Source organism: Neolewinella antarctica (genome assembly GCF_011927835.1).
In the GTDB taxonomy this organism is placed as follows: Bacteria; Bacteroidota; Bacteroidia; order Chitinophagales; family Saprospiraceae; genus Neolewinella; species Neolewinella antarctica.
The window spans coordinates 1-26,900 of record NZ_JAATJH010000005.1 but is presented as its reverse complement, the minus strand read 5'-3'; the positions used below and the strand labels follow the sequence as shown (position 1 = coordinate 26,900).

21 protein-coding genes are annotated in these 26,900 nt (G+C 55.8%); 15 read left to right on the top strand and 6 right to left on the bottom strand.

Annotated elements, in window-relative coordinates:
* Positions 1–71: 71 nt before the first annotated feature.
* Entirely contained in the window at positions 72–956 is an 885-nt protein-coding gene (locus GGR27_RS14300; RefSeq protein WP_168038501.1) for a glycoside hydrolase family protein, read from the bottom strand.
* Positions 957–1,261: 305 nt separating this feature from the next.
* Between GGR27_RS14300 and GGR27_RS14295 the strand changes: the two genes are divergently transcribed.
* From GGR27_RS14295 to GGR27_RS14285, 3 genes are all read left to right on the top strand, one after another.
* Positions 1,262–1,711 (top strand): hypothetical protein, encoded by a 450-nt coding sequence (locus GGR27_RS14295; protein WP_168038499.1) that lies wholly within the window; start codon positions 1,262–1,264, stop codon positions 1,709–1,711.
* 101 nt (positions 1,712–1,812) lie between these two features.
* Complete coding sequence (locus tag GGR27_RS14290) at positions 1,813–3,753, top strand: DUF294 nucleotidyltransferase-like domain-containing protein (protein ID WP_168038497.1); 1,941 nt, start codon at positions 1,813–1,815, stop codon at positions 3,751–3,753.
* Positions 3,753–4,451: a 3'-5' exonuclease gene (locus GGR27_RS14285; RefSeq protein ID WP_168038495.1), complete on the top strand. Its 699-nt coding sequence runs from the start codon at positions 3,753–3,755 to the stop codon at positions 4,449–4,451. Before GGR27_RS14290 ends, GGR27_RS14285 begins: the two co-directional genes overlap by 1 nt.
* A gap of 220 nt (positions 4,452–4,671) precedes the next feature.
* Here GGR27_RS14285 and GGR27_RS14280 read toward each other — a convergent pair whose 3' ends face one another.
* Complete coding sequence (locus GGR27_RS14280; protein ID WP_168038493.1) at positions 4,672–5,994, bottom strand: ATP-binding protein; 1,323 nt, start codon at positions 5,992–5,994, stop codon at positions 4,672–4,674.
* 197 nt (positions 5,995–6,191) lie between these two features.
* On the opposite strand from GGR27_RS14280, the gene carA reads away from it, so the two are divergent.
* The 12 genes from carA (at position 6,192) to GGR27_RS20470 (ending at position 21,363) form a co-directional block, all read left to right on the top strand.
* A complete protein-coding gene (gene carA / locus GGR27_RS14275) occupies positions 6,192–7,298 on the top strand; it encodes a glutamine-hydrolyzing carbamoyl-phosphate synthase small subunit (protein WP_168038491.1) in 1,107 nt (368 codons plus the stop codon).
* A 225-nt stretch (positions 7,299–7,523) separates the two neighbouring features.
* Positions 7,524–8,819: a phosphopyruvate hydratase gene (gene eno / locus GGR27_RS14270; protein WP_168038489.1), complete on the top strand. Its 1,296-nt coding sequence runs from the start codon at positions 7,524–7,526 to the stop codon at positions 8,817–8,819.
* Between the two features lie 225 nt (positions 8,820–9,044).
* A complete protein-coding gene (locus GGR27_RS14265) occupies positions 9,045–10,382 on the top strand; it encodes a sugar porter family MFS transporter (RefSeq protein WP_209037951.1) in 1,338 nt (445 codons plus the stop codon).
* A 126-nt stretch (positions 10,383–10,508) separates the two neighbouring features.
* Positions 10,509–10,964 carry a hypothetical protein gene (locus tag GGR27_RS14260; RefSeq protein ID WP_168038485.1) on the top strand — a complete coding sequence of 152 codons (456 nt, stop codon included), beginning with the start codon at positions 10,509–10,511 and terminating at the stop codon, positions 10,962–10,964.
* 102 nt (positions 10,965–11,066) lie between these two features.
* Positions 11,067–11,396: an FtsB family cell division protein gene (locus GGR27_RS14255; protein WP_168038483.1), complete on the top strand. Its 330-nt coding sequence runs from the start codon at positions 11,067–11,069 to the stop codon at positions 11,394–11,396.
* 180 nt (positions 11,397–11,576) lie between these two features.
* A complete protein-coding gene (gene sucD / locus GGR27_RS14250) occupies positions 11,577–12,449 on the top strand; it encodes a succinate--CoA ligase subunit alpha (protein ID WP_168038481.1) in 873 nt (290 codons plus the stop codon).
* A 289-nt stretch (positions 12,450–12,738) separates the two neighbouring features.
* Positions 12,739–13,458 (top strand): 1-(5-phosphoribosyl)-5-[(5-phosphoribosylamino)methylideneamino]imidazole-4-carboxamide isomerase, encoded by a 720-nt coding sequence (hisA, locus tag GGR27_RS14245; protein ID WP_168038479.1) that lies wholly within the window; start codon positions 12,739–12,741, stop codon positions 13,456–13,458.
* 117 nt (positions 13,459–13,575) lie between these two features.
* On the top strand, positions 13,576–14,835 hold the full coding sequence (locus GGR27_RS14240; protein ID WP_168038477.1) for a 3-phosphoshikimate 1-carboxyvinyltransferase: 1,260 nt from the start codon (positions 13,576–13,578) through the stop codon (positions 14,833–14,835).
* Between the two features lie 101 nt (positions 14,836–14,936).
* Positions 14,937–15,722 carry a M48 family metallopeptidase gene (locus GGR27_RS14235; protein WP_168038475.1) on the top strand — a complete coding sequence of 262 codons (786 nt, stop codon included), beginning with the start codon at positions 14,937–14,939 and terminating at the stop codon, positions 15,720–15,722.
* 33 nt (positions 15,723–15,755) lie between these two features.
* Complete coding sequence (locus GGR27_RS20475; protein ID WP_168038473.1) at positions 15,756–16,643, top strand: OmpA/MotB family protein; 888 nt, start codon at positions 15,756–15,758, stop codon at positions 16,641–16,643.
* A 77-nt stretch (positions 16,644–16,720) separates the two neighbouring features.
* Complete coding sequence (locus tag GGR27_RS14225) at positions 16,721–17,476, top strand: ribonuclease H-like domain-containing protein (RefSeq protein ID WP_168038471.1); 756 nt, start codon at positions 16,721–16,723, stop codon at positions 17,474–17,476.
* A gap of 365 nt (positions 17,477–17,841) precedes the next feature.
* Positions 17,842–21,363, top strand: a complete 3,522-nt coding sequence (locus GGR27_RS20470) for a M36 family metallopeptidase (RefSeq protein ID WP_168038469.1) — start codon at positions 17,842–17,844, stop codon at positions 21,361–21,363.
* Between the two features lie 78 nt (positions 21,364–21,441).
* On the opposite strand, the gene GGR27_RS14215 is transcribed toward GGR27_RS20470, so the two are convergent.
* The 4 genes from GGR27_RS14215 to GGR27_RS14200 form a co-directional block, all read right to left on the bottom strand.
* Positions 21,442–21,888 carry a GatB/YqeY domain-containing protein gene (locus tag GGR27_RS14215; protein ID WP_168038467.1) on the bottom strand — a complete coding sequence of 149 codons (447 nt, stop codon included), beginning with the start codon at positions 21,886–21,888 and terminating at the stop codon, positions 21,442–21,444.
* Between the two features lie 126 nt (positions 21,889–22,014).
* On the bottom strand, positions 22,015–22,623 hold the full coding sequence (hisIE, locus tag GGR27_RS14210) for a bifunctional phosphoribosyl-AMP cyclohydrolase/phosphoribosyl-ATP diphosphatase HisIE (RefSeq protein ID WP_168038465.1): 609 nt from the start codon (positions 22,621–22,623) through the stop codon (positions 22,015–22,017).
* 586 nt (positions 22,624–23,209) lie between these two features.
* Positions 23,210–24,094, bottom strand: a complete 885-nt coding sequence (locus GGR27_RS14205; RefSeq protein WP_168038463.1) for a DUF4249 domain-containing protein — start codon at positions 24,092–24,094, stop codon at positions 23,210–23,212.
* A 23-nt stretch (positions 24,095–24,117) separates the two neighbouring features.
* Positions 24,118–26,367, bottom strand: coding sequence for a TonB-dependent receptor (locus GGR27_RS14200; protein WP_168038461.1), 2,250 nt, complete (start codon positions 26,365–26,367; stop codon positions 24,118–24,120).
* Positions 26,368–26,900: the final 533 nt, after the last annotated feature.

Here is a 26,900-nt window from a genome sequence, read left to right as displayed (position 1 = left end):
GGGTCGTCTCTCGTAGCGTGGGGATGCTTCCCCACGTTTTCGTTTATCCCGACCAAACCGCCTAATTCTCCCTACCGCCCACCCTTCCTCCGCTTCAACTTCCCCACCGCCCGCCGCCGCACCACCGTCCCCTCGCTAAAAACGTACAGCCACTTGTCGTCCAGGAAGTCCACCGCCTCGAACTGCGTCGGGGCACCCCAGCTCAGATTCTGCCGGCGTAAATCTCCGGAGAGGAAGCGCCCCGCCGGATAGTCACTGATTGTAATGAGCGAAGCCGCGCTCGTGGGGATGATACCGAGGACCATCTTGAAGCTGTAGGAAGTCAGCACGAGTTGCTTATTTACGCTATCCAGCGCCGCCGCCGTCACCACCCGGCGGGGCAGGTAGAGGCTATCGATGAGCTCGGCTGCGTAGTCGCCGGGGCTGGCCGGGACGCGGAAATGGTAGATGTTGAATTGCTTTTTGCCGCCGAGTTGGTCCTTAGTAAACAGGTGGAGGTAGCCGCCCTGGTAGACCATCGCTTCGCAGTCGTAATTACTCGGCGCGTCGCGGCCACCGCCGTCCTGGCCGGGGTAGTGAAACTTGATCGTATCCGTTCGTCGGCTAGTCCTATTATAGCGATAAATACGCAGGTCCGTGCGCTTCCCCCGGTTGTTCCCCGTGTCGGCGAGGTAGAGGTTGCCGGCGGGGTCGCGGGTGATGTCTTCGTAGTCGTGAGCATCGGCGGCGAGGGTGTCCACGTACTTTATTTGGCCTATCCGGTCGGTGGTGTAGACGTAGGGGCCGTCACCACTGTCGTTGTGGAAGCGGTAGTTTTCGCCGTCGATTACCAAGCCTGAGGCTTCCTTTAGCTGCGGCGGGAGGCGGACCGTTTTCGGGTAGGGGAGGGCGCGGGCGCAGGTGCCGAGGAAGCACGGAAGGAGCAACAAAATTAGGGCACGGGCTGAAAGTAACATGAGCGAGATTTGAATGGGGGGCACCAGTAAAGATCGTACGCGAAAGCAAGAAGCAACCGCTTCGTAGTCCATTTTGATTAGTTCTATCACCAACGCGGGCAGCACGAAACAACGTCCTTACCAGCTGAGATCGCCCGCCTGATTCTACCGTCAGGTCCGTACGGGCGATTTTCTAACACACAATGCACGAAAAGAACAAAAGCAACACTAAGTAACGCGTACCAGCTTCTGTGCTTCTCTTTCTACTTATGTGTTTTGTGTGTTCCCCCCCTTCATTATCAATTCACCCTCTAAATTCAAACGTCATGAAACCCCGTCACTTTCTTTACCCCTTGTTCATCTGCCTACTAGCTTTCACCGCCTGCGAAGACGACGAAGACCCATTAGTTTTTCTGGACCCCGACCCTACCACACCCATGACCCTTACCGGTCAGTGGCAACTCATTGAAGTGCTGGCCGACCCGGGCGACGGCTCCGGCACCTTCCAACCCGTCACCAGTAGCCGGACGATCGAATTTCTGACGGACAGCACCTACCAGTCCAACAGCATTATTTGTGAATTTACGACGGAAACGAACTCGCTGACGGTGCTCACGGACGGCAAGTTCAACCTGGATGAACTGCTCCTTTCCCCCGAGGATTGCCGTAACGTCCCGCCGCTGCAAGCCCCCCTGGGAATGAGTTTTGCCGACGGGGATTTGATTCTGGAATACCTGTGCATCGAGCCCTGCCTACAGAAGTTCCGGAAGTTGTAATTGACTCGGGGAGTAGCTGACTTCCTTTGCTTCTTATCCCCAAAACTTGGCACCCGCGACCGCGCAAAAAACCCGAGCGAAGTCCCTACCTTGGTCACGCCATGGCCAACCAAGTCACCCGCCGCCTCTACGATTTCCTCAAGGACGTGCCGCCCTTCAACTACGTCGACGACGAGGCTGCCCTCTTACGCGTAGCCAGCCGCGTGGAGGTGACTTACCTGACGCCCGGCACCGTAGTGTTCCGCCCCGGCGAACCCCCGCGCGACCGCTTTTTCGTCGTCAAGGAAGGTGCCGTAGAACTGTTCCGCGTCGACGATGCCGGCGAACAGCTCGTCGAACGCTGTGGCGAAGGCGACGTTTTCGGCATCCGGCCCTTACTGGCGGAAGACAACTACCTCTTCCTCGCCCGCGCCGCCGAAGAAAGCCTTGTTTACGCCATCAATACCGCCGGTTTTCGGGAGTTGTTGCCGCTGTACCCACGCGTCACCCAATTCCTCGCGGCGACCATGGCGGGCAGTAACCGCTACGCCATCACGGCCACCAAACCCAGCCCGGAAGCCACGGCCGAACTGGGCGCGGAATCCCTCGCGTTCGGCTTGCTGGAGTCCCAACGCCTGGGCAACCTTCGCCAGCCGATCACTTGCTTCGCCACCGCCCGCATCGTCGACGCGGCGAAATTGATGACGGAGCACAACGTCGGCTCCATCGTCGTCGTCAGCCGCGAGCACCACCCCGTCGGTATTATCACCGACCGCGATTTCCGGAGCAAAGTAGCTACCGGCGTCCGTAGCCCGCAGGACGGGGTGATCAAGCTCATGAAAAAACCCGTCGTCTGCATCGGCCCCACGCTGACGGCCGCCGACGTGCAGATTGAGATGTTGCGCAGGGGCATCAACCACCTCGTCCAGACGGAAGACGGCACGCGGAACAGCCCCATCACCGGGGTCGTCAGTAAGCATGACTTGCTCGTACTGCAGGGCAACAACCCGGCCGTCTTGATCCGCGAGATCGGCCGCGCTAAGTCCGCCGCTTATCTGCGTACCCTGCGCGAGCGCGCCGAACGAATGCTGGCCACTTACCTCGAACAGGAGGTAAGCATCGTCTTCATTACCACCATCATGACACGGCTCAACGACGAGATCATCCGCACCTGCATCAAAATGGGCTTGGCCCGGATGCAGGCCGATGGACGGGGCAACCCGCCCGCGCTGTTCGACTGGCTCGCCCTCGGCAGCCAGGGCCGGGGCGAACAACTCCTACGCACCGACCAGGACAACGCGCTCATTTTTGCCGACGTCCCCGCCGCCCGCTACAACACCGTTAAAGATTATTTTCTGCAACTAGCCGGCTACGTCACCGAATCCCTGAACCAAGTCGGCTTCGAATACTGTACGGCCGACATGATGGCCAGTAACCCCGCCTGGTGCCTCCCGGTGAGTAAGTGGAAGGAGCAGTTCACCCACTGGATGGATGATAATACGGCCGAAAATCTGCTCAACGTCAGTATCTTTTTCGACTTCCGCGGCGTCTGGGGCGACGGGAGTTTGCCGGCGCAGCTCACCAAACACATCTTCCGGGAGCGCCCCGGCAGTCGAACCCGTTTCCTGGCTTCTCTGGCCCAAATGGCGGTCAACTATCCTAGCCCACTCACCTTCTTTCGCAACTTCGTCGTGGAGCGATCGGGCGAGCACAAGAACCAGTTCGACCTGAAATCCCGCGCGATGCGCCCACTAACGGATGCCGCCCGGGTGCTCATGCTGGAAGCCAGGGTCGGTAACGTCAACAACACCTTCCGCCGGTACGAAACGATGGCGGAACTGGAGCCGCAGAACGCGCGTGGGTACCGGGAGGCGGCGCAGGCTTACGAAGTGTTGATTCGTTTGCGGGCCACGGTGGGTCTGCGTCGGCAGGACTCCGGCCGCTACCTGGAGCCTAAAGAGTTGACGAGTATGCAGCGGGTGTTGCTGCGGAATAGCTTCAACCCGGTCGGGGACATGCAGATGCGATTAGAAACGCGGTTCCAACTCAATTTCCTTCGCTGATGGCTTGGTGGAATAAATTATTGCCGGGAGAAAGTACGCGGATCGACCCGGATTGGCCAGTCTGGTACCAACAATACACGGCGGCTTGCCTGGCCGGTACCTTGCCCGGAAGTCACCCTTTAAGTACCGCGCGCATTTGCGTGGTCGACGCCGAGACCACGGGCCTGGACGTAAAAAAAGACCGATTACTGAGTCTGGCGGGCTTGCCGGTTACGGACCGGACGATCTTCGTGCGGCAACAGTTCGAAGCCTACCTGCCCACGCCGCCGGACCAACTCGATCACCGCGCGGTGGCCATTCACGGCATCATTCCGAATTCCGGGCGCTACGTCTACGACAGCGAGGCGGAGCTGCTGCGCCGGTTCGTGAAATTCATCGGTGCGGACGGTATCATCGTCGGCCACCACATTGGCTTTGATGTGGAGATTATTAACCGGGCGTTGATTCGTGCGGGCGCCGGCCCACTACGTAATCGAGTCATTGATACTGGCCAACTCGCCCAGCGCGTTCAGCCCGCCGGCTACTGGACGCCCCCGGAAACGTTCGGTTTGGATAGTTTGGCGCGCCGCTACAACATTCCGCTTTCGGACCGGCATACGGCGCTGGGGGATGCTTACATCACGGCGGTGTTGTGGCTGAAACTGACGGGGCGGCTGGGGGACCGGGTGGGGCGGGCGCTGTTGGTGGAGGATTTGTAGTTCGGGGCGCGGTCGCGGGTGCAGGGAGGATTTGCGTAGGTACGCGTGGTGAAAGCGCCTACTTATTTAATTTATCTTACGTAACCGGATTATGCCACACAGCACGAAGTACTGCGAAGCAAAACACAAAAGAATAAGCAAGTGGTGATTCGGCAAAGCCGAACACCGCTTTCCTGTGCTTTTGTGTTTATGTGGTAAAAATCTGCGTAACATCAGTTAGTCAGGTAACTTGAATGTCCTCCACTCCGAATGCCTGATAAGTAATTTGATAACCCTTCAAATTTTCCCGAACCATCTTCTCCGCTTTGATTTCTAATTTGGCAAGATTAACGCGGTCTCTTTGCCATTTGACTTCGCCGATGATGGCGGTTCGGTCGAGTTCGTTCACGGCTACGACGTCTATTTCGTTTTTGTTGCCTCTTTCCCAGTAGTTTCCGATGTTAGTGTAGTTGCTACTTTCAATCATTTCTTGCCGCATAAACGACTCCAGGGTTAAACCAGCGTAGGTTCTGTAATCGCGTTTTGTTATTTCTAGTAGGGCTTTAAGATTATTTGCTTCTACCATATTCTGGTATTTATGAACGAATCTGAACCAGAACCTGAGAAAGTTATCGGCGATGAAAAAGTGAATATCCGTTGAGTTTTCTTTACTGAAAATGGGTCGGTTTCTTTTCAAGATGCCGTAGATCTTCTCAAGTCTGGTTAAGTAACCACCGATTGGCTTTTGTAAAACGCTTTCAATTTTTGGCCTGGTCGTGAACCCTGAAGCGATGAGCGATAATATGGAAAAGTAAACAGCATGATCCTTGCCCACATCCCGAATCAGTAAGTTCCCTCCTTCGGTTAATAAGGGGGATTGGGGATGATAAATAGCGGTAAATACGGCGTCATGGGTCAACGCTTGGTTATCAACCAGGTATTCAACGTACTGAGCGACTCCCCCAGTTATGGTATAGATAGCCAGTAGATCTTCTGCGGTAACCGTCGGATTGTGGTCTCTAATTATCTCCTTTAGCGTACGTAGACTAAATGGCTGGACGCGTAAAATTGAGGACGCTCGGCCAAAAAGTGGTTCTTTGTAATCCAGAAAGAGTCGATTCATCATTGACTGGATCGAACCCCCGACGATTAGATTCATACTCATCTTGTCCTTGTTCAAATCCCAGTCGCGTTGCAAGTCACTATAAATCGATGGGTTAATGCTGGTGAACTCCTGAAACTCATCGATAAATAGATGAACCGTGCGTTGTTGCGCTACTCGACATAAGTATTTGAAAATTGTCTGGAATTCAGTCACTTCGCCAAGTACTGTCTCCCCGTACGTGCGTTGAATCTCCTCGGCAAAATCTCTGCACAACAGCTTCTCCGTTTTTTTGCTGACAAAGAAATAGAGGTAATCTTCACCGTCTAAGCTTTGTAAAACGAGACGAGTCTTCCCGACGCGGCGTCTGCCAATTAATACAGTGAATTGACTATTTTTCAGACTCCGCTCGCGCGATCTCGCAAGCGCTTCAAGTTCCATCGATCTTCCATAAAATTGCATGCTATAAAGGTAAGGGAATTTCCGAAACCTGCATTTCTGAAATGCAGATTTCGGAAATGCAGGTTTCAGGAACGAAGATTCCAGGAACCCAGGCTACGGAAATCATCAGAAAGTGTAACTAATAACGACTACGGTAAACCCGCATACCTACTCCCCAATACCATATATTTGCGCAAATCCACCCCACACACCCGCCCATGGATCAACAACGCGCCATCCTCCTCCTCGCCGACGGCACCACCTTCGAAGGCAAAGCCGCCGGCAAGATCGGCACCACCGTCGGTGAAATTTGCTTCAACACCGGCATGACTGGCTACCAGGAAGTCTTCACCGACCCCAGCTACTACGGACAAATCCTCCTGGCCACCAACGCCCACATCGGCAACTACGGAACGGCCGACGCGGACATCGAGTCCGACTCCATCAAGATCGCGGGGCTGATCGTCAAGAACTTCACCATTCCCTTCAGCCGAAACCTGGCCAACGCTTCCATCCAGGATTACCTGGAGCAAGGCGGACTGGTGGGTATCAGTGACGTCGACACCCGTGCCATCGTTCGCCACATCCGTACGAAGGGTGCCATGAACGGCATCATCTCCAGCGAAATTTTCGACCTGGACGAGCTCAACAAGCGACTCGCCGCCGCGCCCAATATGGACGGCCTCGAACTATCCAGCAAGGTGACCACCAAGGAAGCCTACACACTCGGGGAAGAAGAGCAGGCAAAATACCGCGTCGCCGTGCTCGACCTCGGTACCAAGAAAAATATTCTGCGCAACTTCCTCCGCCGCGACTGCTTCGTCAAGGTCTTCCCCGCTAAAACCGGCATGGACGAAATCCGCGCCTTCAATGCCGACGGTCTGTTCATCTCCAACGGCCCCGGCGACCCCGCCGCGATGGACTACGCCGTCGACACGGCCAAAGCCATGCTGGAAGAAGAAAAGCCGATGTTCGGCATCTGTCTCGGCCACCAGATCCTGGCCCGCGCCGTAGACATCCCCACCTACAAGATGCACCACGGCCACCGCGGCATCAACCACCCCGTCAAGAACCTCATTACCGGCAAATCCGAGATCACCAGCCAGAACCACGGTTTCGGGGTGAGCCCGGAAGCCATCGCGGCCAACCTTGATAAGGTAGAAATTACTCACCGGAACCTCAACGACGACACGATCGAGGGCATCCGCATCGTTGGGAAGCCGGCTTTTTCAGTGCAGTACCATCCGGAAGCTAGCCCCGGGCCGCACGATGCTGATTATTTGTTTGATCAGTTTGTGGAGCTTATTAGGGAGAAGAAAGAGTAAAGAGGTAAGAATAAAGATGGTCCCGTATTTGGTCGGGGTCGCTTCGCCTTTTCGGCCGGGCCTAGGTACGGGGCATAGTCCATGAAACACCACGGCCGAGTGAGCGAAGCGATCGAGTGCAACGTTCTATATTCTTTACTCCCATCTCTTTAATCCAACTTCCCCTGCACCTGTCCCGACTTAGTCGGGACAAAAAAATCAAAACCACCAAAATAAAGTAACACCATGAGTAGCATCCTAGACATCCGCGCCCGCCAAATCCTAGACTCCCGCGGCAACCCAACCGTAGAAGTAGAAGTCATCACCGGCGAAGGCATCATCGGCCGGGCCGCCGTGCCCTCCGGTGCCTCGACGGGTAAGTACGAAGCCGTCGAACTCCGCGACAACGACAAAGACGTGTACATGGGCAAGGGCGTCCTCAAGGCCGTGGCCAACATCGAAGAGAAAATTGCCGACGAGCTCATCGGCGTCGACGTGACCGACCAGCGCTACATCGACGAGACGATGCTCGAACTCGACGGCACGCCCAACAAAAATAAGCTCGGTGCTAACGCCATCCTCGGTGTAAGCCTGGCCTGCGCCAAGGCCGCCGCCCTGGAGCAAAACATGCCGCTCTACCGCTACGTCGGCGGCGTGAACGCGCACACGATGCCCGTGCCGATGATGAACATCCTCAACGGCGGCAGCCACGCGGACAACAGCATCGACTTTCAGGAATTCATGATCATCCCCCTCGGCGCTGACACCTTTTCGGAAGCCTTACGGATGGGCGTGGAGACTTTCCACCACCTGAAAAAAGTGTTGAAAAGCAAGGGTTATTCCACCAACGTCGGTGACGAAGGTGGTTTCGCCCCTAACATCAAGAGCAACGACGAGGCGATCGAGATCGTCCTGGAATCCATCGAGAAAGCCGGTTACAAGCCCGGTGAAGACATGATGATTGCCATGGATGCCGCCGCCTCTGAATTCTTTGACGCGAAAGAAAACCTGTACCACTTCCACAAATCCGACGGCCGCAAGATCGAATCCGCCGCCATGGTCGACTACTGGAAGACGTGGGTGGATAAGTACCCCATCTTCTCCATCGAGGACGGCCTCGACGAGGATGACTGGAAAGGCTGGGCCGCGCTCAACGAGAGCTTCGGCGACCGCTGCCAGCTCGTTGGTGACGACCTGTTCGTGACCAACACCGAGCGCCTCAGCCGGGGCATCGAGGAAGGTTCCGCCAACTCCATCCTGGTAAAAGTCAACCAGATCGGTACGCTGACCGAGACGATCGATACCGTCAGCATGGCCCACCGTGCCGGGTACACGAGCGTAATGAGCCACCGATCCGGCGAGACGGAAGACACGACGATTGCTGACCTCGCCGTTGCGTTGAACTGTGGTCAGATCAAGACGGGTTCCGCCAGTCGTTCCGACCGGGTCGCTAAATACAACCAGTTGCTCCGGATCGAGGAGGAGTTGGGGAGTACGGCTTACTTTCCGGGGCGTGATTTGTTGCGGAAGATTGGGCGGTAGGTAGCCCGAACGATTTAATCAGGAGAGCGGCATCGACTTTGGTTGGTGCCGCTCTTTTTGTTGTGGTTAGACCATCCTCCTAGGTCGGCCCCGCCCGAAATTACCCCGTCACCCACTTCCTTCCCGGCATGATTGGAAGGGACGGCAGGGCCAACCCTGGCTTCGCGTTTGTGATCGGTCAGTGAAAAGGCACCAAAAGTGTACTTTACACCAAAGTCCGCCCCCTTGAAAAACAACAAAATATTCTTCTGGTCCATTACCGTAGCCCTCGCCGGCTTCCTGTTTGGCTTCGATACCGTGGTTATTTCCGGGGCCGACCTTTCACTGCAAAAGCTGTGGGGGCGGAGCGAGCTGTTTCACGGCTTCGTCGTGATGGCTTCGGCGTTGTGGGGCACGGTGGCCGGCGCGCTGCTGGGGGGCATCCCGACGGACCGGCTCGGGCGGAAGACGACGCTGATCTGGATCGGGGTGTTTTACTTCGTTTCGGCGCTGGGCTCCGCTCTGGTGAGCGACCCATGGTTGTTTGCCGCGTTGCGGTTTCTGGGGGGCGTCGGTGTTGGCGTGAGTACGATCGCCGCGCCCGCTTATATTTCCGAGATCGCCCCGGCGGCCGACCGGGGGAAACTCGTGGCGACGTACCAGTTCAACATCGTTTTTGGCATTCTCGTGGCTTTTTTGTCGAACTTCTTACTGAGTGGGATTGGCGAGAATGCCTGGCGGTGGATGATCGGCGTGGAGGCGATTCCGGCGCTTATTTACACCCTGCTGGTCTTCGGCGTGCCCCGTTCGCCACGCTGGCTGTTGGTGCAGGGGAATCAACCCGAAGAGGCGAAGCGGGTGCTGGAGCTCATCAATCCGGGCGCGGACGCGGGTGCCATGATGACGGAAATAGCCGAGGATGACCGTAAAGCGGATCATTCGGAATCGATCTTCATGCCCCGCTATCGCTATCCCTTAATCCTAGCATTTTTACTAGCTGCTTTCAACCAGTTCTCTGGCATCAATGCCTTTCTCTACTACGCGCCCCGCATCTTCGAGACGGCCGGTCTGGAGCAGAGTTCGGCGCTGCTGAGTAGCGTTGGGGTGGGTGTGGTTAATCTTGTCTTTACGCTAATCGGGTTGTCGCTGATCGATAAATTTGGCCGCCGACAGCTGATGTACATTGGCTCGGTGGGCTACATCATCTCCCTGAGTTTGGTCGCCCTGGCGTTCGGACTGAATTGGCAGGGTTGGTACGTACCGCTCTTCTTATTCGTATTCATCGCTTCCCACGCAATCGGGCAGGGGACGGTTATCTGGGTTTTTCTGAGCGAGATCTTCCCGAATCACCTGCGGGCCAGTGGCGTTTCGTTCGGTGTTTCCGTGCACTGGGTGTTGGCGGCGATCATTCCGTCGTTGGTGCCCGTGCTGTTTACCGAGGTCGGCACGGCACCGGTCTTCGCCTTTTTCGCCTTCATGATGGTCCTGCAACTGATCTTCGTGTGGCGGATGATGCCCGAAACGAAGGGTGTGCCGTTGGAGGATCTGGGGGTCATCTTACGGACTAACCGGCCTGTTTTGTAACCTTCCCGGCCCCGATGGCTGCCGGGACGACCGCGTACGGAATAGCCGCTTAGCGCCTAGCCCTCAAGCCGCAGTGGAAGCGAACATTATGTGTGAATTTGGGTTCGGAACCGTAAACCACTCAGCATGAAATTTTTTCCCCTTTTGATCCTCGCGCTATTCTTTGTTGCCTGCGGAGACGCTACCGAAACCGTGGATTCCGACGTAGACGTAGTAACCACCGCGGTAGAGGACCCAATGGCAGCCCAGCAGACTGAAGCCGCCGGCTTCCTACAAACTACGGTGCAGGCCGTACAGTCCGCCGGTGGTGACATCACCGCGCTTTCCCCCGAAGCTGCCGCAAACAACATCAACGGCTGGATTACGAAACTGAGCCAGTTTGACGGCACTGATGCCATCGTTGATGACCTAGCCGAGCTGAAGAAAGAGTTCTTGCTGGGCGGTGACCTCGACGGCGAAAAGATCTCGGGCATCCTCTCGTCCATGGCCGGTAACACCCGCGACGTGAGCGATAAGGCACCCGGCCTCGACGCACTGGCGAATGCACTGCAAGCCGGAGCGGATAAGTTGAGCGGTAAGTAAACAGAAAATTACGTTTAAGGTAATTGAAGTCCCCCGGGTGATTCGTCCGGGGGGCTTGCTATTTATACTCAGCACCTTCCAACAATACCTTACCTTCACCCAATGCCCGCCCGCAAACCCAAAGACCCCGTCCAGGAAATTCTCAACAAGCTTCCCCCGTACGTCCGCAACCGCTACTTCATCGCCCTCGTCCTGTTCACCGCCTGGATGGTCTTTTTCGACCGCCACGACGTGCTCACCCAGTTCCAACTTCGCTCCACCGTCGACCGGCTGGAAAACGAGCTCCACGCCTTCGACGGTAAAATCGACCGCGCCGAAGCCGAAAAGCAGGACATGGAAAGCAACCGCGAACGGTTCGCGCGGGAGAGCTACTATATGCAAAAGGACGACGAGGACGTGTTCATCATTGTCGACAAGACTAAGGATCGCTAGTCGACCGGGTAGATTCGAGCCTTTATAAAATTCCATTTCTACCCCCGCCCCGCGTTGCTTATCTTCGCGGCCCCAAGCGTTTGGCGTCCACAGTTCTGGGCGCTTGCGCAGGTACAAAGTCAAGTGGTGAAATAGCCACGCCGTACCGAATCACCACACTAAAGACCAAAGACCAACACCATGGCAGTACTAGTAAGAAAAGATTCCAACATCATCGTCCAGGGCATCACCGGCAAGGAAGGTGGTTTCCACGCCGGCCAGATGAAAGAATACGGCACCAACCTCGTTGGCGGCGTAACGCCCGGTAAGGGTGGCCAGGAGGCGGAAGGCGTCCCCGTTTTCAACTCCGTCAAGGAGGCCGTTCAAAAAGTGAATGCGGACGTATCCGTCATCTTCGTCCCGCCAGCATTCGCCGGTGACGCGATTATGGAAGCCGCCGCGGCGGGTATCAAGGTCATCATCTGCATTACGGAAGGCATTCCTGTCCAGGATATGGTCAAGGTGCGTTCTTACATTAAGGACTACGATACACGCCTCGTAGGCCCCAACTGTCCCGGCGTCATGACGCCCGGTGAAGCCAAGTGTGGCATCATGCCCGGCTTCATCCACACCCCCGGCCGCATCGGTATCGTGTCTCGTTCCGGTACGCTTACCTACGAAGCCGTCGACCAAATCACCAAAGCCGGCATGGGCCAGAGCACCTGCATCGGAATCGGTGGCGACCCCATCATCGGCACGACCACCAAGGACGCCGTCCAACTCCTCATGGAAGACCCCGACACCGACGCGATCGTCATGATCGGCGAGATCGGCGGAACGATGGAAGCCGACGCTGCTTACTACATCAAAGAGCACGGCACGAAGCCCGTCGTCGGTTTCATCGCCGGCCAAACGGCCCCCGAAGGACGCACTATGGGCCACGCCGGCGCGATCGTTGGCGGCCACGAAGACACGGCGGAAGCCAAGATGAAGATCATGGCGGAGTGTGGAATCCACGTGGTGAACTCTCCGGCGGATATTGGTAAGACTATGGTGGCGGCTTTGAAGAAGTAAGGTTAGTTCGCATCGGTTACACATCCGATGAACTTTTAGCCTCACGCTTCGCGTGAACCTAAAAGATACATCTGATGACCGCCGTTGGCAGCAGCGCAGCTAGAACCGATGCTCCGTCTAGTTACCGCATCGGATGAGCACCGAAGCTAGATTTAACTAATACTCAATTGCATCCGATGAAATTGCACGTCCCACCCCCAGGACAAAGCAGTTCTCATCGGATGCATCTTTTTAGGTAAGTCGCGAAGCGATTTGCTGAAAAAGTTCATCAGATGTGTAACTGCGAACCATGCAAATAATCCCCGCCATAGACTTAATCGACGGCAAATGCGTCCGCCTAACCCAGGGTGACTACGGCCGCAAAACCGTCTACAACGAAGATCCCCTCGCCCAGGCCCGCGAATTCGAAGCGGCCGGCCTGAAAAAGATCCACGTCGTCGACCTCGACGGCGCGCGCGGTGGGGGTATCGTTAATCAGAAAGTACTGGAACGAATCGCTTCCGGAACAAATTTGGAAATCGACTGGGGCGGCGGTATGAAGTCTGACGAAGACCTGCGCATTGCCTTTGAATCCGGCGCGAGCCAGGTGACGGGCGGCACGATTGCCGTCAAGAACCCGGATGTATTTATGGGTTGGATCGAGCGGTACGGTGCGGACAAGATCATTCTCGGTTCCGATGCGAAGCACGGTAAAATTGCCGTTTCTGGATGGGAGGAGAGTAGTGAGTTGGGGGTTTATGAATTCATCACGAACTACGTGGCCAAGGGTTTGCGGTACACGATTTGTACGGACGTTAGTAAGGATGGGATGCTGGCGGGTACTTCGGTTGAGATGTACGCGCGCATTATCAAAGAGAATCCTGAGTTGAAGCTTATTGCTAGTGGTGGGGTGGCGACTACGGAAGACCTGGATGCCGTGCGGGACATGGGGTGTTACGGCGTTATCGTCGGGAAGGCTTTTTACGAGGGCCGTATCAGTTTGGAGGAATTAGTTAGTTACCAAGGTTGAGGGGTTAGCTGCGCTGCTGAATTCGTCGGTTTTGCCCAACTCCGATAGTTATCGGGGTGTGATAGCGCTGCCGCACGAGCATTCGGGCCAGAGGCCCTCGACCTACAGAATATTTACATGTACGAACTTAATTACCCCGGAGGTCCGCTCAAAGGGCAAATCCAGCTCACCGGCTCGAAATCCATCGCCAACCGCGCGCTGATCATTCGCGCGCTGTGTGAACAGGACTTCCCAATTCACCGCCTCGCCGCCGCGGACGACACCGTTCGGCTGGAAAACTTACTGAAGAGTGAGGAAGCAGTACTCGACGCAGGCCCCGCCGGCACGACTTTCCGCTTTCTCACCGGCTATCTCAGCCGCCGCCCCGGCCACCAAATCCTTACCGGCAGCCAGCGCATGAAGGAGCGGCCGATCGGTATTTTGGTCGACGCGCTGCGGACGCTCGGGGCGGACATCGAGTACGTGGAGACCGAAGGTTACCCACCCCTAAAGATTGGGTTTAGTGAGCTGGACAAAGCGGCCGAACTCACCATCGCCGCCGACACCAGCAGCCAGTACATTTCGAGCTTGCTCATGCTGGCGCCGACCCTGCCGAATGGCTTAAAACTAACGCTGGAAGGGGAAATCGTTAGCGTTCCCTACATTAAGATGACGCTGTCGTTGATGCGGTATTTTGGCGTAGCGCACAGTTGGGTGGGCCAGACGATCGAAGTTGAGGCGCAAGACTACCAGGCGAAGGAATTCACAGTGGAGGCGGACTGGTCGGCAGCCAGTTACTATTATAGTTTGGCGGCGCTGGCTCCCGAATCCGCCGACATTCAAGTAGACGGGTTATTTACCGATAGCGTGCAGGGAGATGCCGTGGTGGCTCAACTGTACGAGCGGTTTGGGGTAAAATCTGAGTTCAACGAAACCGGTGTGCGAGTTATTAAATCGGCCGGAACAGCCGCGCCGGAGTTCTTCGAGCAAAACTTCGTCGAGTGCCCGGATATCGCACAAACGCTGATGGCTACGTGTGCCGGGTTAGGAACTCAGGGCTTATTTACCGGCTTGCAGACGCTGTTCATTAAAGAAACTGATCGGGTAGGGGCCATGAAAACGGAACTCGGGAAACTCGGCGTCGCGCTCTACAAGATTCCCGCACAGATGTCGGGCAAATCCGGCCTCCAGTACTTTGGCCAGGATGGAAAGGCCACCTTCACGGACGCGCCCCCGACGTTCGCCACCTACCACGACCACCGAATGGCCATGGCGTTGGCCCCACTGGCGGTACGGAGTAACGTACGGATCGAAAGCCCGGAGGTCGTCGGCAAATCCTACCCGGACTTTTATCGGGATCTGGAGAAGTTGGGGATTGAGTACCGAGCTATCGGATAGTACTCATCTCCCCCGCTTTTTTAACTTACCCGGCACCCGCGACCGCGCCCAAAATTGAGTACGCTATTTGCACTGACTCAGGATGTCGTTTCTTGTGGCCCATGGCCAGACGACGACCGAAAAAAGTGAGCGAACGCCGCGACGTGCTCCGGCTAGGCGACATCGACTTGCCCGTCCGCACCATCACCGAACGCGGCCGCGCGAACGCCCGCGCCTCCATTACCCAGAACGGCCTGATTATTCGCATCCCTTACGGACTGACCGCCGGCGAACGGGAAAATCAAATCAGTAAAATGCTGGACTGGGCGCGGACTCATTTCTCAAAAAAGCCGGCTAGTTTTGCGCGGTTTCAACGTCGGGCGCTGGCTTCCGCCTACACGTTTACCATTCGCGGCAAAACTTATCCAATCAATTTGCGGACGAAGCAGGGTGGCGGTCACGGCATCAAAATTCAGCCCGACGGGAGCGTACTCGTTACCGTTAACGAAGCGGACCCCCGCCTGGAAAGGGGTGTGTTACTTCCCAAGCTTCTCGCCAAATTCTTTGCCGGCTGGCACCTCCCGGAAGTTACCGCGCGCGTTCACGAACTCAACGACCGCCACTTTCAGCGACCCATCAACGTCGTCAAACTTTCCGATACCTACGCCCGCTGGGGGAGTTGCTCCAGTAAGGGGAATATCAACGTAGCCACCCGCCTTTTGCTCGCGCCGGGGGAGGTGATGGATGCGGTGATCATCCACGAACTGGCGCACCTGGTGGAGGCCAATCATTCGGCTCGCTTCTGGGCGCAGGTGGCCCGGGCGCTGCCGGATTACAAGACCTACGACGAGTGGTTGCTTAAGCACGGGGGCGGGCTGCTGTTTCACCCGACGCCGCTTGCCGGCTAAGGTGTATTTTTACGGCTGACTAATTCTCTCAACGTGCGTATACTTTCTATTTCCGGTGCTACGGTGCTGCTGTCCGTGTTATTTTTCACTTCCTGCGTTAGCTCCGGAAAATTCAAGCGGGTGGGCCGCGCCTACGACGCCCGCGCGGCGTCGCTCGGCGACAGCATTCAGAACCAGCAGGACAGTATTCTATCGCTACTCTTCAAGCTCGAAAACGCCCGGGGCGGCAACCAGATGCTACTGGCCACACAGGACAAGCTGCAGGACCGAATGGCCGCGCAGGAAGACGAACTGGACAAATTGAGGGGTAACATGAGTAACACCAGCTCCCGGCTGGTCGGGCAACTAGTGACCATCAAAAAAGAGGCCGCGGACGCCATTGCTTCCCGGGATAGCCTGAAGACGAACCAAGCGGCGTTGGTCAAAAAGTTTGCGGCCGGATTGGACAGGGCCGGCGTGGCGATGGACACCGCTTTCGTCAGCAAGTTACCCACCGACGGCTACCGCATCAGTATTTCCGGCGGCGAGTTACGCCTGAGCGTACAGGAAGATTTACTCTTTACGCCCCGCTCCGTCACCAGGCTGTCCGACAAAGCAGAAGTTGTACTGCGCGGGGTAATGGACGCCCTCCAGGCCGACCCGCTGCTGAAATTAACCGTCGTGGGCCACACGGACAACAAGCCCAACCCCAGGAAGGGCACCAACAACTGGGAATACGCCTCGCTGCGCGCCACCCGCCTCGCGGAGGAGTTGACCAGTACGTACTACCTGAGCGCCAATCGTGTCATGGCGGCCAGCAACGGTGAATTCAGCCCCCTGACTTCCAACGCCACCGACGAAGGCCGCGCGCGGAACCGCCGCGTGGACTTCGTGCTGCGCAACAATGTCGGCAACCTGCTCCGGGAACTGGATAAGCTTTAGCAAATTGCGAATAAATGTGTTTTAATACGCATAAAGATACAATTTGTCGTATCTTGCGGACTTAATTCTCCTCCGCTATGCTAGATAATATCGACATCACCAAAGTACTGTTCCTCGACGTGGAAACCGTCAGTGGCGCGCGCTCGTACGCCGAGATGGGCGAGACGATGCAGCAACTCTGGGGCTATAAGGCACCTTCGGCGTTGCGTCGGTACAATGAGGAACTGACCGAAGAAGAGATTGCCGATAGCTATTTGGAAAAGGCGGGTATTTTTGCGGAATTCGGTAAGATTGTTTGCATTAGTGTTGGGTTTGTCTTCCGCGATAAGGCCGATAAGCGGCTGCGCATTCGCCTCAAATCTTTCGCGGATAATGACGAAAAGCAGCTGCTACATGACTTTAATACCATGCTCGACCAGTATTACGGCGACACGGCAACCCAGTTCATCTGCGGCCACAACATCAAGGAGTTCGATGTGCCGTACATGTGCCGGCGCACGGTGATCAACCAGTTGAAATTGCCGCGCATGTTGGACATCGTGGGTAAAAAGCCCTGGGAAACGAAGCATTTGTTGGACACCCTGGCGCTGTGGAAATTCGGGGATTACAAGAACTACACCTCCCTCAAGTTACTCGCCGGCGTTTTCGGCTTTCCCACGCCCAAGGACGACATCGACGGTAGTGACGTCGGGCGTGTTTTTTGGGAGGAAGACGATCTACCCCGGATCGCTACGTACTGTGAAAAGGACGTACTGGCAACGGCCCAACTTTTTCTGCGCTACCAATTAAAGCCATTGTTGGAGGAAGAACAGGTACAGTACGCGGATCAGTAGGGCGTGGACGCGGGTGCCGGGTGTGTTCGTACAAAGCAGGGCCGTACCGGGCGCCCCGGTAGGGTATGCTATTCGGGTTGGGGAAATGGGTAAATTATGGATTGCCCGTCGGCTCGGCGACGGTGCTACTCTTCATCGGGCTAGAGATTGCGGTACAATTGGCACCCACAAAGTGTCGTGGCCCGGGCTATTACCCATAACCGCATAAAATTGAGCGGCTTAGCCTAACCTATTTGAGCAGGTGTTGCTTAGTTTTGGAGAATTCACCCGAGCCAGCGGTCGATCGCCGCGGCCGGTTCCTACCCTACGACGCCGTAGAAGTATTTCTCTCGTACCCTGATCGTTGCCAGTAAATCTGCGTCCCCATGAAACTATATTTTACTGCACTACTCTTACTTTTTGTGGGGGTGGGACTCTCCGCACAGTCCGCAGGCGTAGCCCGCGCCTACCTACAGAAGCGCCCCCATGAACTCGGCCTTACGTACGCCGACGTGCGCGACCTGCGCGTAACCGACGCCTACGCTTCTCCCGACGGCACGGAGCATATTTACTTGGAGCAGTACCACGCCGGTATTCCGGTATTCAACGCGCAAGCCATCGTGCACCTACGGGACAAACGAGTCGTTTCCGAGTCCATCGACCTGGTAGCGAACTTGGCTTCTTTCGGGTTACCCACGGCACCCGCGTTCAGCGCCCACAAAGCCGTACACGCCGCGGCCGCCTCCGTTGCGCCTTCCTTCGGCCAGCCCATTTTTACCGAGGAGGTAGCGGGCGAACAGCGCTTCGTCTGGCCCGCCGTCTCTTCCGTGCCCCTCGGTGCTAAGCTGGTATATCTGCCCGGCCCCGACGGCGTGCGGCTTACCTGGCGGATACTGATCGACCAGCACCAAACCGATGCCAACTATTACCTCGTCCTGATCGACGCCGCGACCGGCGAATTGATCAAGACCAGTAACCTCGTCCTTCACTGCGCCTTCGGTAGCCAACACCAACATGACCTGGCCGCCGACTGCAGAACCGCTACGCCACTGGCTCTCCGCCCAACGGAAGAACTCGTCGACGGCGCTAGTTACCGGGTCATTCCGTTCGGCGAAGAGTCCCCCCTCCACGGTGACCGCACGCTGGAGGTCAACCCCGCCGACCTCACTGCCTCCCCGTTCGGCTGGCACGACACCAACGGGCGGGCGGGTGCCGAATTCACCATTACCCGCGGCAACAACGTCTACGCCTATCCCGACCGCGACCCGCCCGGGGAGGACGGCCGCAACGACGGCATCCCCGACGGAGAAACCGCCGAGGGCGGCGCGGGGCTGGTGTTTGATTTCCCCTTTGCGGCCGGTCTGCGGGCGGATTCGATCCTCCCCGCCGCCATGGTACAGTCCTTTTATACCGTCAACAAAATGCACGACTGGCTCTTTCTGGCCGGATTTGACGAAGCAGCGGGCAACTTCCAGGAGAACAACTACGGCGGGCGCGGTGCGGATGGCGACCCAGTCCGTGCCGAAGTGCAGGACGCCAGCGGCATCAACAACGCCAACTTCTTTACGCCCGACGATGGTGACCGCCCCCGAATGCAAATGCAGCTTTTCAACCCGCGGGATAGTAACGTACTGGTACTCGCCCCCCGCTCCATCGCGGGTTTCTACCCTACGGGAAGCGCGAGTTTTGGCCCTAGCGTAGCACGGAACGGCCCTTACGAAGGAGACGTCGCACGGGCGGATGACGGCACGGCGGACGGTAACTTCGCCTGCGATTCGCTCATTAATGGTGAATTCCTGGAAGGGAAAATTGCCCTCGTTACCCGGGGTACGTGCTTGTTTACAACCAAGGTAGAAAACGCCCAGGCGGCCGGCGCCATCGCCGTGATCGTCTGCAATAACGCGAACCGAATCCAGACGCTCGGGGGGACCAGCGACGTAGAAATTACGATCCCCGCCGTCTCCATGCAACAGTCTGACTGTGAACTGATCATCGCCGCGCTCGACGACGGGGACCGCGTGCGCATAAAACTGGAAGACATCGGCGTCAGCGCCATCGACAGTGATTTCGACGCCGGCATCATCGCCCACGAATTTGGCCACGGCGTTTCCAACCGCCTCGTCGGTGGCCCCTCCAACACCCGCTGCCTCAACAACGACGAGCAAATGGGCGAAGGCTGGTCGGATTTCTTTACCCTGGCCTCCACGCCCCGGACCAATCAGGACAACCCGGACGGCAGCGAAGTGCGCGGCATCGGCAACTACGTGATCAGCGGCGAGACTACGGACGGGGGTATTCGCTCGCAACCGTACAGCACGGACCGCGCGATCAACGACAAATCCTACGACGACATCATTTTCACGGGCCAGCGGGGTGCCCCGCATCCCCTGGGGGAGGTATGGGCCGCGACGCTCTGGGATGTCTACTGGCTCTACGTTAATCAGTTCGGTTTCGACGAGGACCTGATCAACGGCACCGGTGGCAACAACAGGGCCGTGCAGCTCGTCGTCGAGGGCATGAAGTACACGAAGTGTAACCCCACCATGCTCGACGCGCGCGACGGTATCCTCGAAGCGAACAGGTTGGTTTTTGCCAGCGAAAGCCAGTGTGAACTGTACCAGGTTTTTGCCGACCGGGGGCTTGGTTTCTCCGCCGACGGGGGCACCGCCGACGACCGGACGGACAACCGCGGTGGCAACGACCTGACGCCCTACTGCACGGAGGAGATCACGCTGAGCAAATCCGTTGATTCCGATTTTATCGACGCCGGTGAGGAAGTTCGCTACTTCCTAAAAGCTTTCAGCTACCGCCAAACAACGACCCAAAACGTCGTTATTACCGACACCATACCGGAAGGAATGACGCTCCTCGAGCGCTCGGTTAGTGGGGTGGACGACTTCACGGTCGAGGGTAATTTGATCCGCTTCCGGGTCGGTGACCTGGCCTTCGAGGAGGAGGTCTCCATCCAGTACAACGTGGAGAGCGACGAAACCATCGCCTCCACGACTTACTTCTTCGACGGAGCAGAGGATGACGGTGGTAACTGGGAAGTAACGACGCTTGCGGGTGATCGCCAGTGGATGCTGACGGACACGACGCCATTCTCGGGAGACCAGTCCTGGTACATCATTAACACCGACGAAACCAACGACCAGGCGCTACAACTGGCCGAGCCCATCACCATCCGGGGCGACCAACCGGGTTTACGCTTTTTCACCAAGTACCGGACGCAGGCCGGTTGGGACGCCGGCATCGTCGAAACCAGTACCGACCGGACAAACTGGACGCGGGTGGGTGACGACAAATTTCTGCGTGGCGCGTACCGGGGGGAAGTCTCTCCCGTCGCTACCCAAACCCTCACCGGGGGAGGCTCCTTCTGGGGTGACAGCGAAGGCTTTCGGGAGATTGTTATCGACGTGAGCGAATTTTCCGGCCAGGAAGTTTACTTTCGGTTTCGATTCATATCCGACTCGCGGGCGCGCGGCCGGGGCTGGTGGATCGACGACATCGAGGTGCTCGACGTGGTCAACTACGAATCCGCCGCCGTGCTCACCTCCGACGATGGCGACAACGTTCGCGCGCTGACGGGTAACCTCGGCGTGATCGCTAACGGTGGTAACGACGTTGTCAGCAGCACGCCCGATCCGCTCCCGGGCGAGACAACCGTAAACGTTTTCCCCAACCCCGCCGCCGCGGTGACCAACGTGCGCATCACCGCGCAGCGGGCCGGTTCGGCTACGGTGCGGTTACTCACGATTGACGGACGGTCGCTCGCACTGAAGCAGCTACGGCTTGTACCGGGCGTAAATGCTACCACTTTTGCCACGGACCAGTTACCAGCGGGTGTCTACGTCGTTCAGGTGACCGGGGCTGACCGGGTGAATACGATCAAACTGACTGTCCGGTAAGCTGGACTTAACTAAACGCACGTAGAAAAGCCCGCCGTACGGTTCGTACGGCGGGCTTTTTTGTTGGCGTGGGGGCGTTTAACTCAGCTTCGCCTTCACCATGGCGGCGATGCTTTTTCCGTCGGCGCGCCCGGCGGCTTCCTTGTTGGCCATGCCCATCACTTTACCCATGTCCTTCATGCTGGAAGCGCCGGTTTTGGTGATGATGCCTTCCACGAGCTCGCCCAGTTTAGCTTCGGAAAGCGGCTCGGGGAGGTATTTGCTGATTACTTCGATCTCTTCGCGCTCGGTCACGGCGAGGTCCTCACGGTTCTGCTTGGTATAAATGTCGAGGCTGTCCTGACGTGATTTCACCAGTTTTTGGAGGAGGGCGATTTCACCGTCACCGTCGAGTTCCTGGCCGGAGCCGTCCGTTTTCTGGAGCAGGATGGCGCTTTTGACGGCGCGGATGCCCCGTAGACTCACTTTGTCCCGGCTCTTCATGGCGGTTTTCATGTCGGCGGTAATGCGCTGTTCGAGGGTCATCTGTTGGGTGGTTTTGGTACCGCTCTTCAACGCGTGCGCGGTAGGGAAAGGTTGCACGTGGTGGTGGATGGTCCCGTGAAGTGGGCGCGGGCGCGGGTGCAAGGTTAAAAACGAGAAAAGCAAAGTTTACTGGTGCCGACTCCGGAGCACTTCCCGGACGTCCTCCAGGCTGTACCCTTTTGCCGCCAGCAGAACGAGGTAGTGGTACATCAGGTCGGCTGCTTCCCCGAGGAACAAATCCTTGTCATCGTCCTTGGCCTCGATCACCAACTCAACGGCTTCTTCACCGACCTTCTGGGCGACTTTATTGATGCCCCGGGCAAGAAGTTGGCTGGTGTAGCTTTTTTCGTTGGGGTTGTCCCGCCGGTCCTGAATGGTCCGTTCAAGGTGGTCCAGAAACTCACCCTGGTTGGTCTCTCCCCAGCAGGTATCTTTTCCAGTATGGCACACGGGCCCGTTCGGTTTTGCCTGGATCAGGATGCTGTCGTTATCGCAATCCGCCGCCATGCTTACGTAGTGGAGGTAGTTGCGACTGGTTTCCCCCTTCGTCCAGAGCCGATCTTTGCTGCGGCTGTAAAATGTTACCAATCCGCTCGCTATTGTTTTATCGATTGCCGCCCGATTTACGTAGCCCTGCATCAGGACGACCCGCGTATTCGCATCCTGCACGATCGCCGGAATTAAGCCGTCGGGAGATTTTTCGAAGGCTAGCTGGTCGAGGTTCAATTCGTTCATGGCGCAAAGGTATGCAGTATATTGTTTTCTTAGCCCGGTAGCCTCGTGAATCAGTAGGGCAGTTCCATTAGATGTGCCTTCGTGATCAACTGCTTACCACTTGCCACGCGGCGAACGCCGCGGCCGGCCAAGTGCGGTAATTAATCGCTGGAGGCAGTAGCGAAGCTCATCGAGAGCTCTTTGTACTCAGCGGGATAGATCGAGTGCACGCCGTATAGTACGGCCGATCACGTAATAAGGCGTGTCGGGACTTTAGCTTCCATCCTTGTCTTGACTGCTTTCGCACTGGTTAGTCCGGACGCGGAGCAACCTTGACTCCAACAGACGACATTTATGCTTCCCACGTATTCAATCGGATGATCCGGGCCGTACGTCGTTCGGTGGTATGGCTTCGACGAAGAACAATAGATTGCTTCCCGGCACAGTCATATCCAGCCTTTTAACCAGCGTACTCATTAGAGTTTATAAGTCCTGTTCCGACCTGCCGCGAATCACTACGCTACACCGCCTTCAACAAATATATAGTCACGCTAACTTCAACTCACGTACGTAGGAACTTATGAAAATTCCATATACATTCTCTGTTCTACCGTAAAGGAACCACGTGCTCGCTAAAGGACCTACCAGAAACCACCCCCAGACCTCCGGAAATGTTCGACTGGTAAGTATTGGCTTCAATAAATATATTGTCGAAATTAAAGGTATTTATGTTTAGCGACTGAACGTTGTCCACAAATATTTTCTGCACCACGGATAATCTCAACAGTAAAGAATCTGGTGCATTGCTGCCTTCTATTTCTTGCCGAACTAGTATCGGTATGGTAACCTCATCAGTATTAACATAACAATCATTCGGCCAAACCAGTAAAGCGCCGCTCTGGAAACCACACCCGACGGTTATCTCTTCCAGTAGGTCCGGTGATATTCTGTCTCTTCCGTTAACCGATCCTTCGCCTATTAAATTAAATAACGTTATCCCATTTGAGAACGAAGGGTACTTAAGGTAACTCAAGGCTATACTGGCGGAAATACGGTTAGCTCTAATAACGTTATTAGTATCGAGGTCTAAGTTCGTGAGTAGTAACTCGCTAGACAGGAGTGGAAGAGGAATTTCAATGTCGCGGGCCATTATTTCTCCGTACCCCGGCACGGTAGCGGATACGGTATACGACGCATCGGACTGAAAACTATCCATCGACGTATACCTTCCATTCCCTTGGTCCCGTAGCGAAATTTGCTCACCCGTATTAAGGTTCGTTATTGCTACCAGCGCCCCGCCAACCGACCGATCTTCCGCCAGAAAGAAGGTATCGTTCGGGTTTCCAGCGCGGGCAAGTTGAATTTCCGCGCCCGCCGTATCCACAAAGCCGTACATCACGATCTGTTCGCTGTTTTGGTCGGGTAGTTCTATTTCAAGCAATCCTGAATTACAACTAACGACGAGTAATCCGCACCCCATCATAATTAGCAAAAGACATAATTTACTAAGACACTTTACCATTGTACGGAGTAGTTAACGGTTGGGATTATTCTAAATACCGCGCCACCGAGCAGAAACAAACTTCTGGCTACATCGGGGCCGGCAAACGTTTCTCTAATAAAACTTTGCCTCACGATAGCAAAGCTTGGGTTAGCGCGTGCGTATACGTTATAAAATCCGAGGTCCAATCGTTTACGGTAGCCTCGCTTGGTAGTGCCGAACTTGCTGAACATCAAATCAAGACGATGGTAGGTAGGTAGTCGCGCATTATTGCGGTCCGTAAATACTGGCGCGGGATCACCGTTCGGTGAAATGATAAATGCCGTCGGTAGGGAGTAATTAATTCCGGACTGCAAAACAAACCCACCGGATACGGACCACTTATCCGACAGTTCTTGTCGGTACGTTAGTGATAGATCGTGGGGTCGATCAAAACGGAAGGGAAATCTACGATTATCGTTTATTTCGGGAAACCGGCGGAAACTGCGGGAGTACGTATAGGCAAAACTAAACTTCCCGTCCTCGATCTCCCGTTCGAACAACAGCTCCACGCCGTACGAGTTGCCCGTGCCGTTGGCAGCCAGTAAATTCGTGTTGAGGCCAGCATCTCCCGAGAGGTTAAAATTATTAATTCCGGGAACGACCTGTCCGGTGAACGTCCGGTAGAATAGGCCCGCCTCAAAATTGATGGTAGCAGCCTGGCGGGAATAGTCAAGCGAGAAATTGTGACTGGCTTGCGGGGGGATGGATGCAAAGGAGGGAAGCCATAGATCGTACGGCAGGGTCCCCGCAAAGGCGGTCACTCGGTGTAATCGCTGAAACATGCGCGTGTAGGAAAAATAAAGCCTACCCATTTCGCCCATTGTTCGGCTGATTCCCGCCCGGGGTTCGATTGAAGTGAAATTAAACCGCGGGTTGGGCTGCCAGGATCTACGCAAATTTACCCCGAGAGCTACGTCGAACCCGCCGTAAGAAAACTGGTCCTCCATGGATGTGGATAATACGTAGCTGTCGAAGTTTGCGGTGGGTTGATCGTCAAATTCTACATCCGCCGGTGCAAGCCGCCGACGTAACATGGTGCCCGTCCAGGTCAAGCTATGGCGATTTAAAGCGGCTACGAGAGATTGTTTGAGTTGGGTTTCGGTAATGGACGCTACGGTGGAAAGCGATTGTTCTTCCTGGTCGGTGAAGGAGGAGCTGATCAGGGAGCGATTGGCGTAGCGGGTGCGCACGAGCGTAGTTTTACTCAACATATTGTTCCGCAGTGGCAGTGCGTACTGAAGGTTTACTACTGAATTGCCCCAACTAAGTCGGTACGATCCTTGTAAGTCGTCGTCTTCTGCAGATACGAGGTAGAAATCATTCCCCTGAAAGATGCGCAACGAAAGATCACCAAGATTTGATAGTGACTTGTGCAAGGAGAAGTTTACGTCGTAAAGCCCTACGTTGATGCGTGGCCCGCCCCCACTGAACAAACTGGTCGCCAAGGTAAGCGGGGCGGTGTACGCGCCCCGGGCACCAAGGAGATAAGACAGCGTGGTATCCTTACCAATGGGCCCCTCCAGAAGGAGACTTGAATTGATCAGGCCCAGACTCAGTTCCCCAGAGGATTTGACCTTATTCCCCGTTCTGGTTGCTACGTCCAGCACCCCGCCCAGTCTCCCGGAAAAGGTTGGCGGAATATAACTTTTGTACAGATCGACCGAACTGACCGTGTTTTGATTGAACACCGACAAAAAACCCAGTGCGTGTGCGCTATTGTATATGGTTCCACCATCCAACAGCAGCAAACTATGATCACTTTCCCCGCCCCTGACGTGCAGTCCGGTCGTGCCCTCCACTCCGTTCGCTACGCCGGGGTAATAACTGAGGTTGCGTAGTAAGTCTTGCTCGCCCAGTAACGAAGGTAGTTCCCTTAATTCTGCTATTTCCGGTGAGATAGTCCGCACGGCGGACCTTGGTCGCCTCGCCCGTACGGTTACCGCGGAAAACGTGTAGGCCTGCAGCGTTATTGGCTTGGGATCACCGAAGTCAATCGTATTTACGGGAATAGTGTCAGGCCTGAAGGAGAAAGCTGATACGATTAGATAATCGTCCGGGCCAACGCGGATAGAAAACAGGCCATCCTCATTCGTCTGGGTGCCTCTCTGACCACTGAAAATAGTAGCCCCGATGATTGGCTCGTACGAGTCGGCACTGATAACTTTGCCCGCTAATACCCTACTGCCATCCTGTTGCCCACACAAAAACGTGGTCCATAACATAACAAACGTCAGGGAAAGAAATGTTCTTCCCCTGACGTTGCCTCTTCTGCTGTTCAAAACCTTTAAAATAACGATTGGATTTATTGGTGGAGATTAAAGGTTACAAGTGGTTTCAGGACTCTCGCCACCATCCTCGGCGTTGTGCGTTGCACTGTGAAGCCCGGCTAAACCACTCGTTCTACGCTGATAGAAGGATGTGGCATCTTTAAAGCTAAGAAGCCTAGCACGTGTATTCTGTTGATCGCCATCTGCGGCAATGTGTACTCCGATAAAGCGCTGCGTAGTTGCCGGAGTACCGTTAGCATCGTCAGCAGGGGTTAGGTGAGTAATCCATAGGTCCCAATCGGAACCTAATTCATCAGCCTGAACACCAAACCAAACGAAGCCTCGTTTCCGAAAATGGCGGGTCCGAACATTAAAGTTGACCCTTGGATCAATATTAATGCGAATCATGGGCTAAATAAGCTCTAATTCATCCATTCTGCCAAGGATTGCGGCTGTTATTTTACCAAATGTATGAACCAGTAACCCTT

Excerpts from the sequence above, each read along its gene's own strand:
- GGR27_RS14255 (WP_168038483.1), top strand. The coding sequence starts at position 11,067 with ATGCCCGCCCGCAAACCCAAAGACCCCGTCCAGGAAATTCTCAACAAG.
- GGR27_RS14285 (WP_168038495.1), top strand. The coding sequence starts at position 3,753 with ATGGCTTGGTGGAATAAATTATTGCCGGGAGAAAGTACGCGGATCGAC.
- GGR27_RS14240 (WP_168038477.1), top strand. The coding sequence starts at position 13,576 with ATGTACGAACTTAATTACCCCGGAGGTCCGCTCAAAGGGCAAATCCAG.
- GGR27_RS14260 (WP_168038485.1), top strand. The coding sequence starts at position 10,509 with ATGAAATTTTTTCCCCTTTTGATCCTCGCGCTATTCTTTGTTGCCTGC.
- hisA (WP_168038479.1), top strand. The coding sequence starts at position 12,739 with ATGCAAATAATCCCCGCCATAGACTTAATCGACGGCAAATGCGTCCGC.
- GGR27_RS14290 (WP_168038497.1), top strand. The coding sequence starts at position 1,813 with ATGGCCAACCAAGTCACCCGCCGCCTCTACGATTTCCTCAAGGACGTG.
- GGR27_RS20470 (WP_168038469.1), top strand. The coding sequence starts at position 17,842 with ATGAAACTATATTTTACTGCACTACTCTTACTTTTTGTGGGGGTGGGA.
- GGR27_RS14280 (WP_168038493.1), bottom strand. The coding sequence starts at position 5,994 with ATGCAATTTTATGGAAGATCGATGGAACTTGAAGCGCTTGCGAGATCG.
- GGR27_RS14295 (WP_168038499.1), top strand. The coding sequence starts at position 1,262 with ATGAAACCCCGTCACTTTCTTTACCCCTTGTTCATCTGCCTACTAGCT.
- GGR27_RS14215 (WP_168038467.1), bottom strand. The coding sequence starts at position 21,888 with ATGACCCTCGAACAGCGCATTACCGCCGACATGAAAACCGCCATGAAG.
- hisIE (WP_168038465.1), bottom strand. The coding sequence starts at position 22,623 with ATGAACGAATTGAACCTCGACCAGCTAGCCTTCGAAAAATCTCCCGAC.
- GGR27_RS14200 (WP_168038461.1), bottom strand. The coding sequence starts at position 26,367 with ATGTTATGGACCACGTTTTTGTGTGGGCAACAGGATGGCAGTAGGGTA.
- GGR27_RS14235 (WP_168038475.1), top strand. The coding sequence starts at position 14,937 with ATGGCCAGACGACGACCGAAAAAAGTGAGCGAACGCCGCGACGTGCTC.
- GGR27_RS14225 (WP_168038471.1), top strand. The coding sequence starts at position 16,721 with ATGCTAGATAATATCGACATCACCAAAGTACTGTTCCTCGACGTGGAA.
- carA (WP_168038491.1), top strand. The coding sequence starts at position 6,192 with ATGGATCAACAACGCGCCATCCTCCTCCTCGCCGACGGCACCACCTTC.
- eno (WP_168038489.1), top strand. The coding sequence starts at position 7,524 with ATGAGTAGCATCCTAGACATCCGCGCCCGCCAAATCCTAGACTCCCGC.
- sucD (WP_168038481.1), top strand. The coding sequence starts at position 11,577 with ATGGCAGTACTAGTAAGAAAAGATTCCAACATCATCGTCCAGGGCATC.
- GGR27_RS14300 (WP_168038501.1), bottom strand. The coding sequence starts at position 956 with ATGTTACTTTCAGCCCGTGCCCTAATTTTGTTGCTCCTTCCGTGCTTC.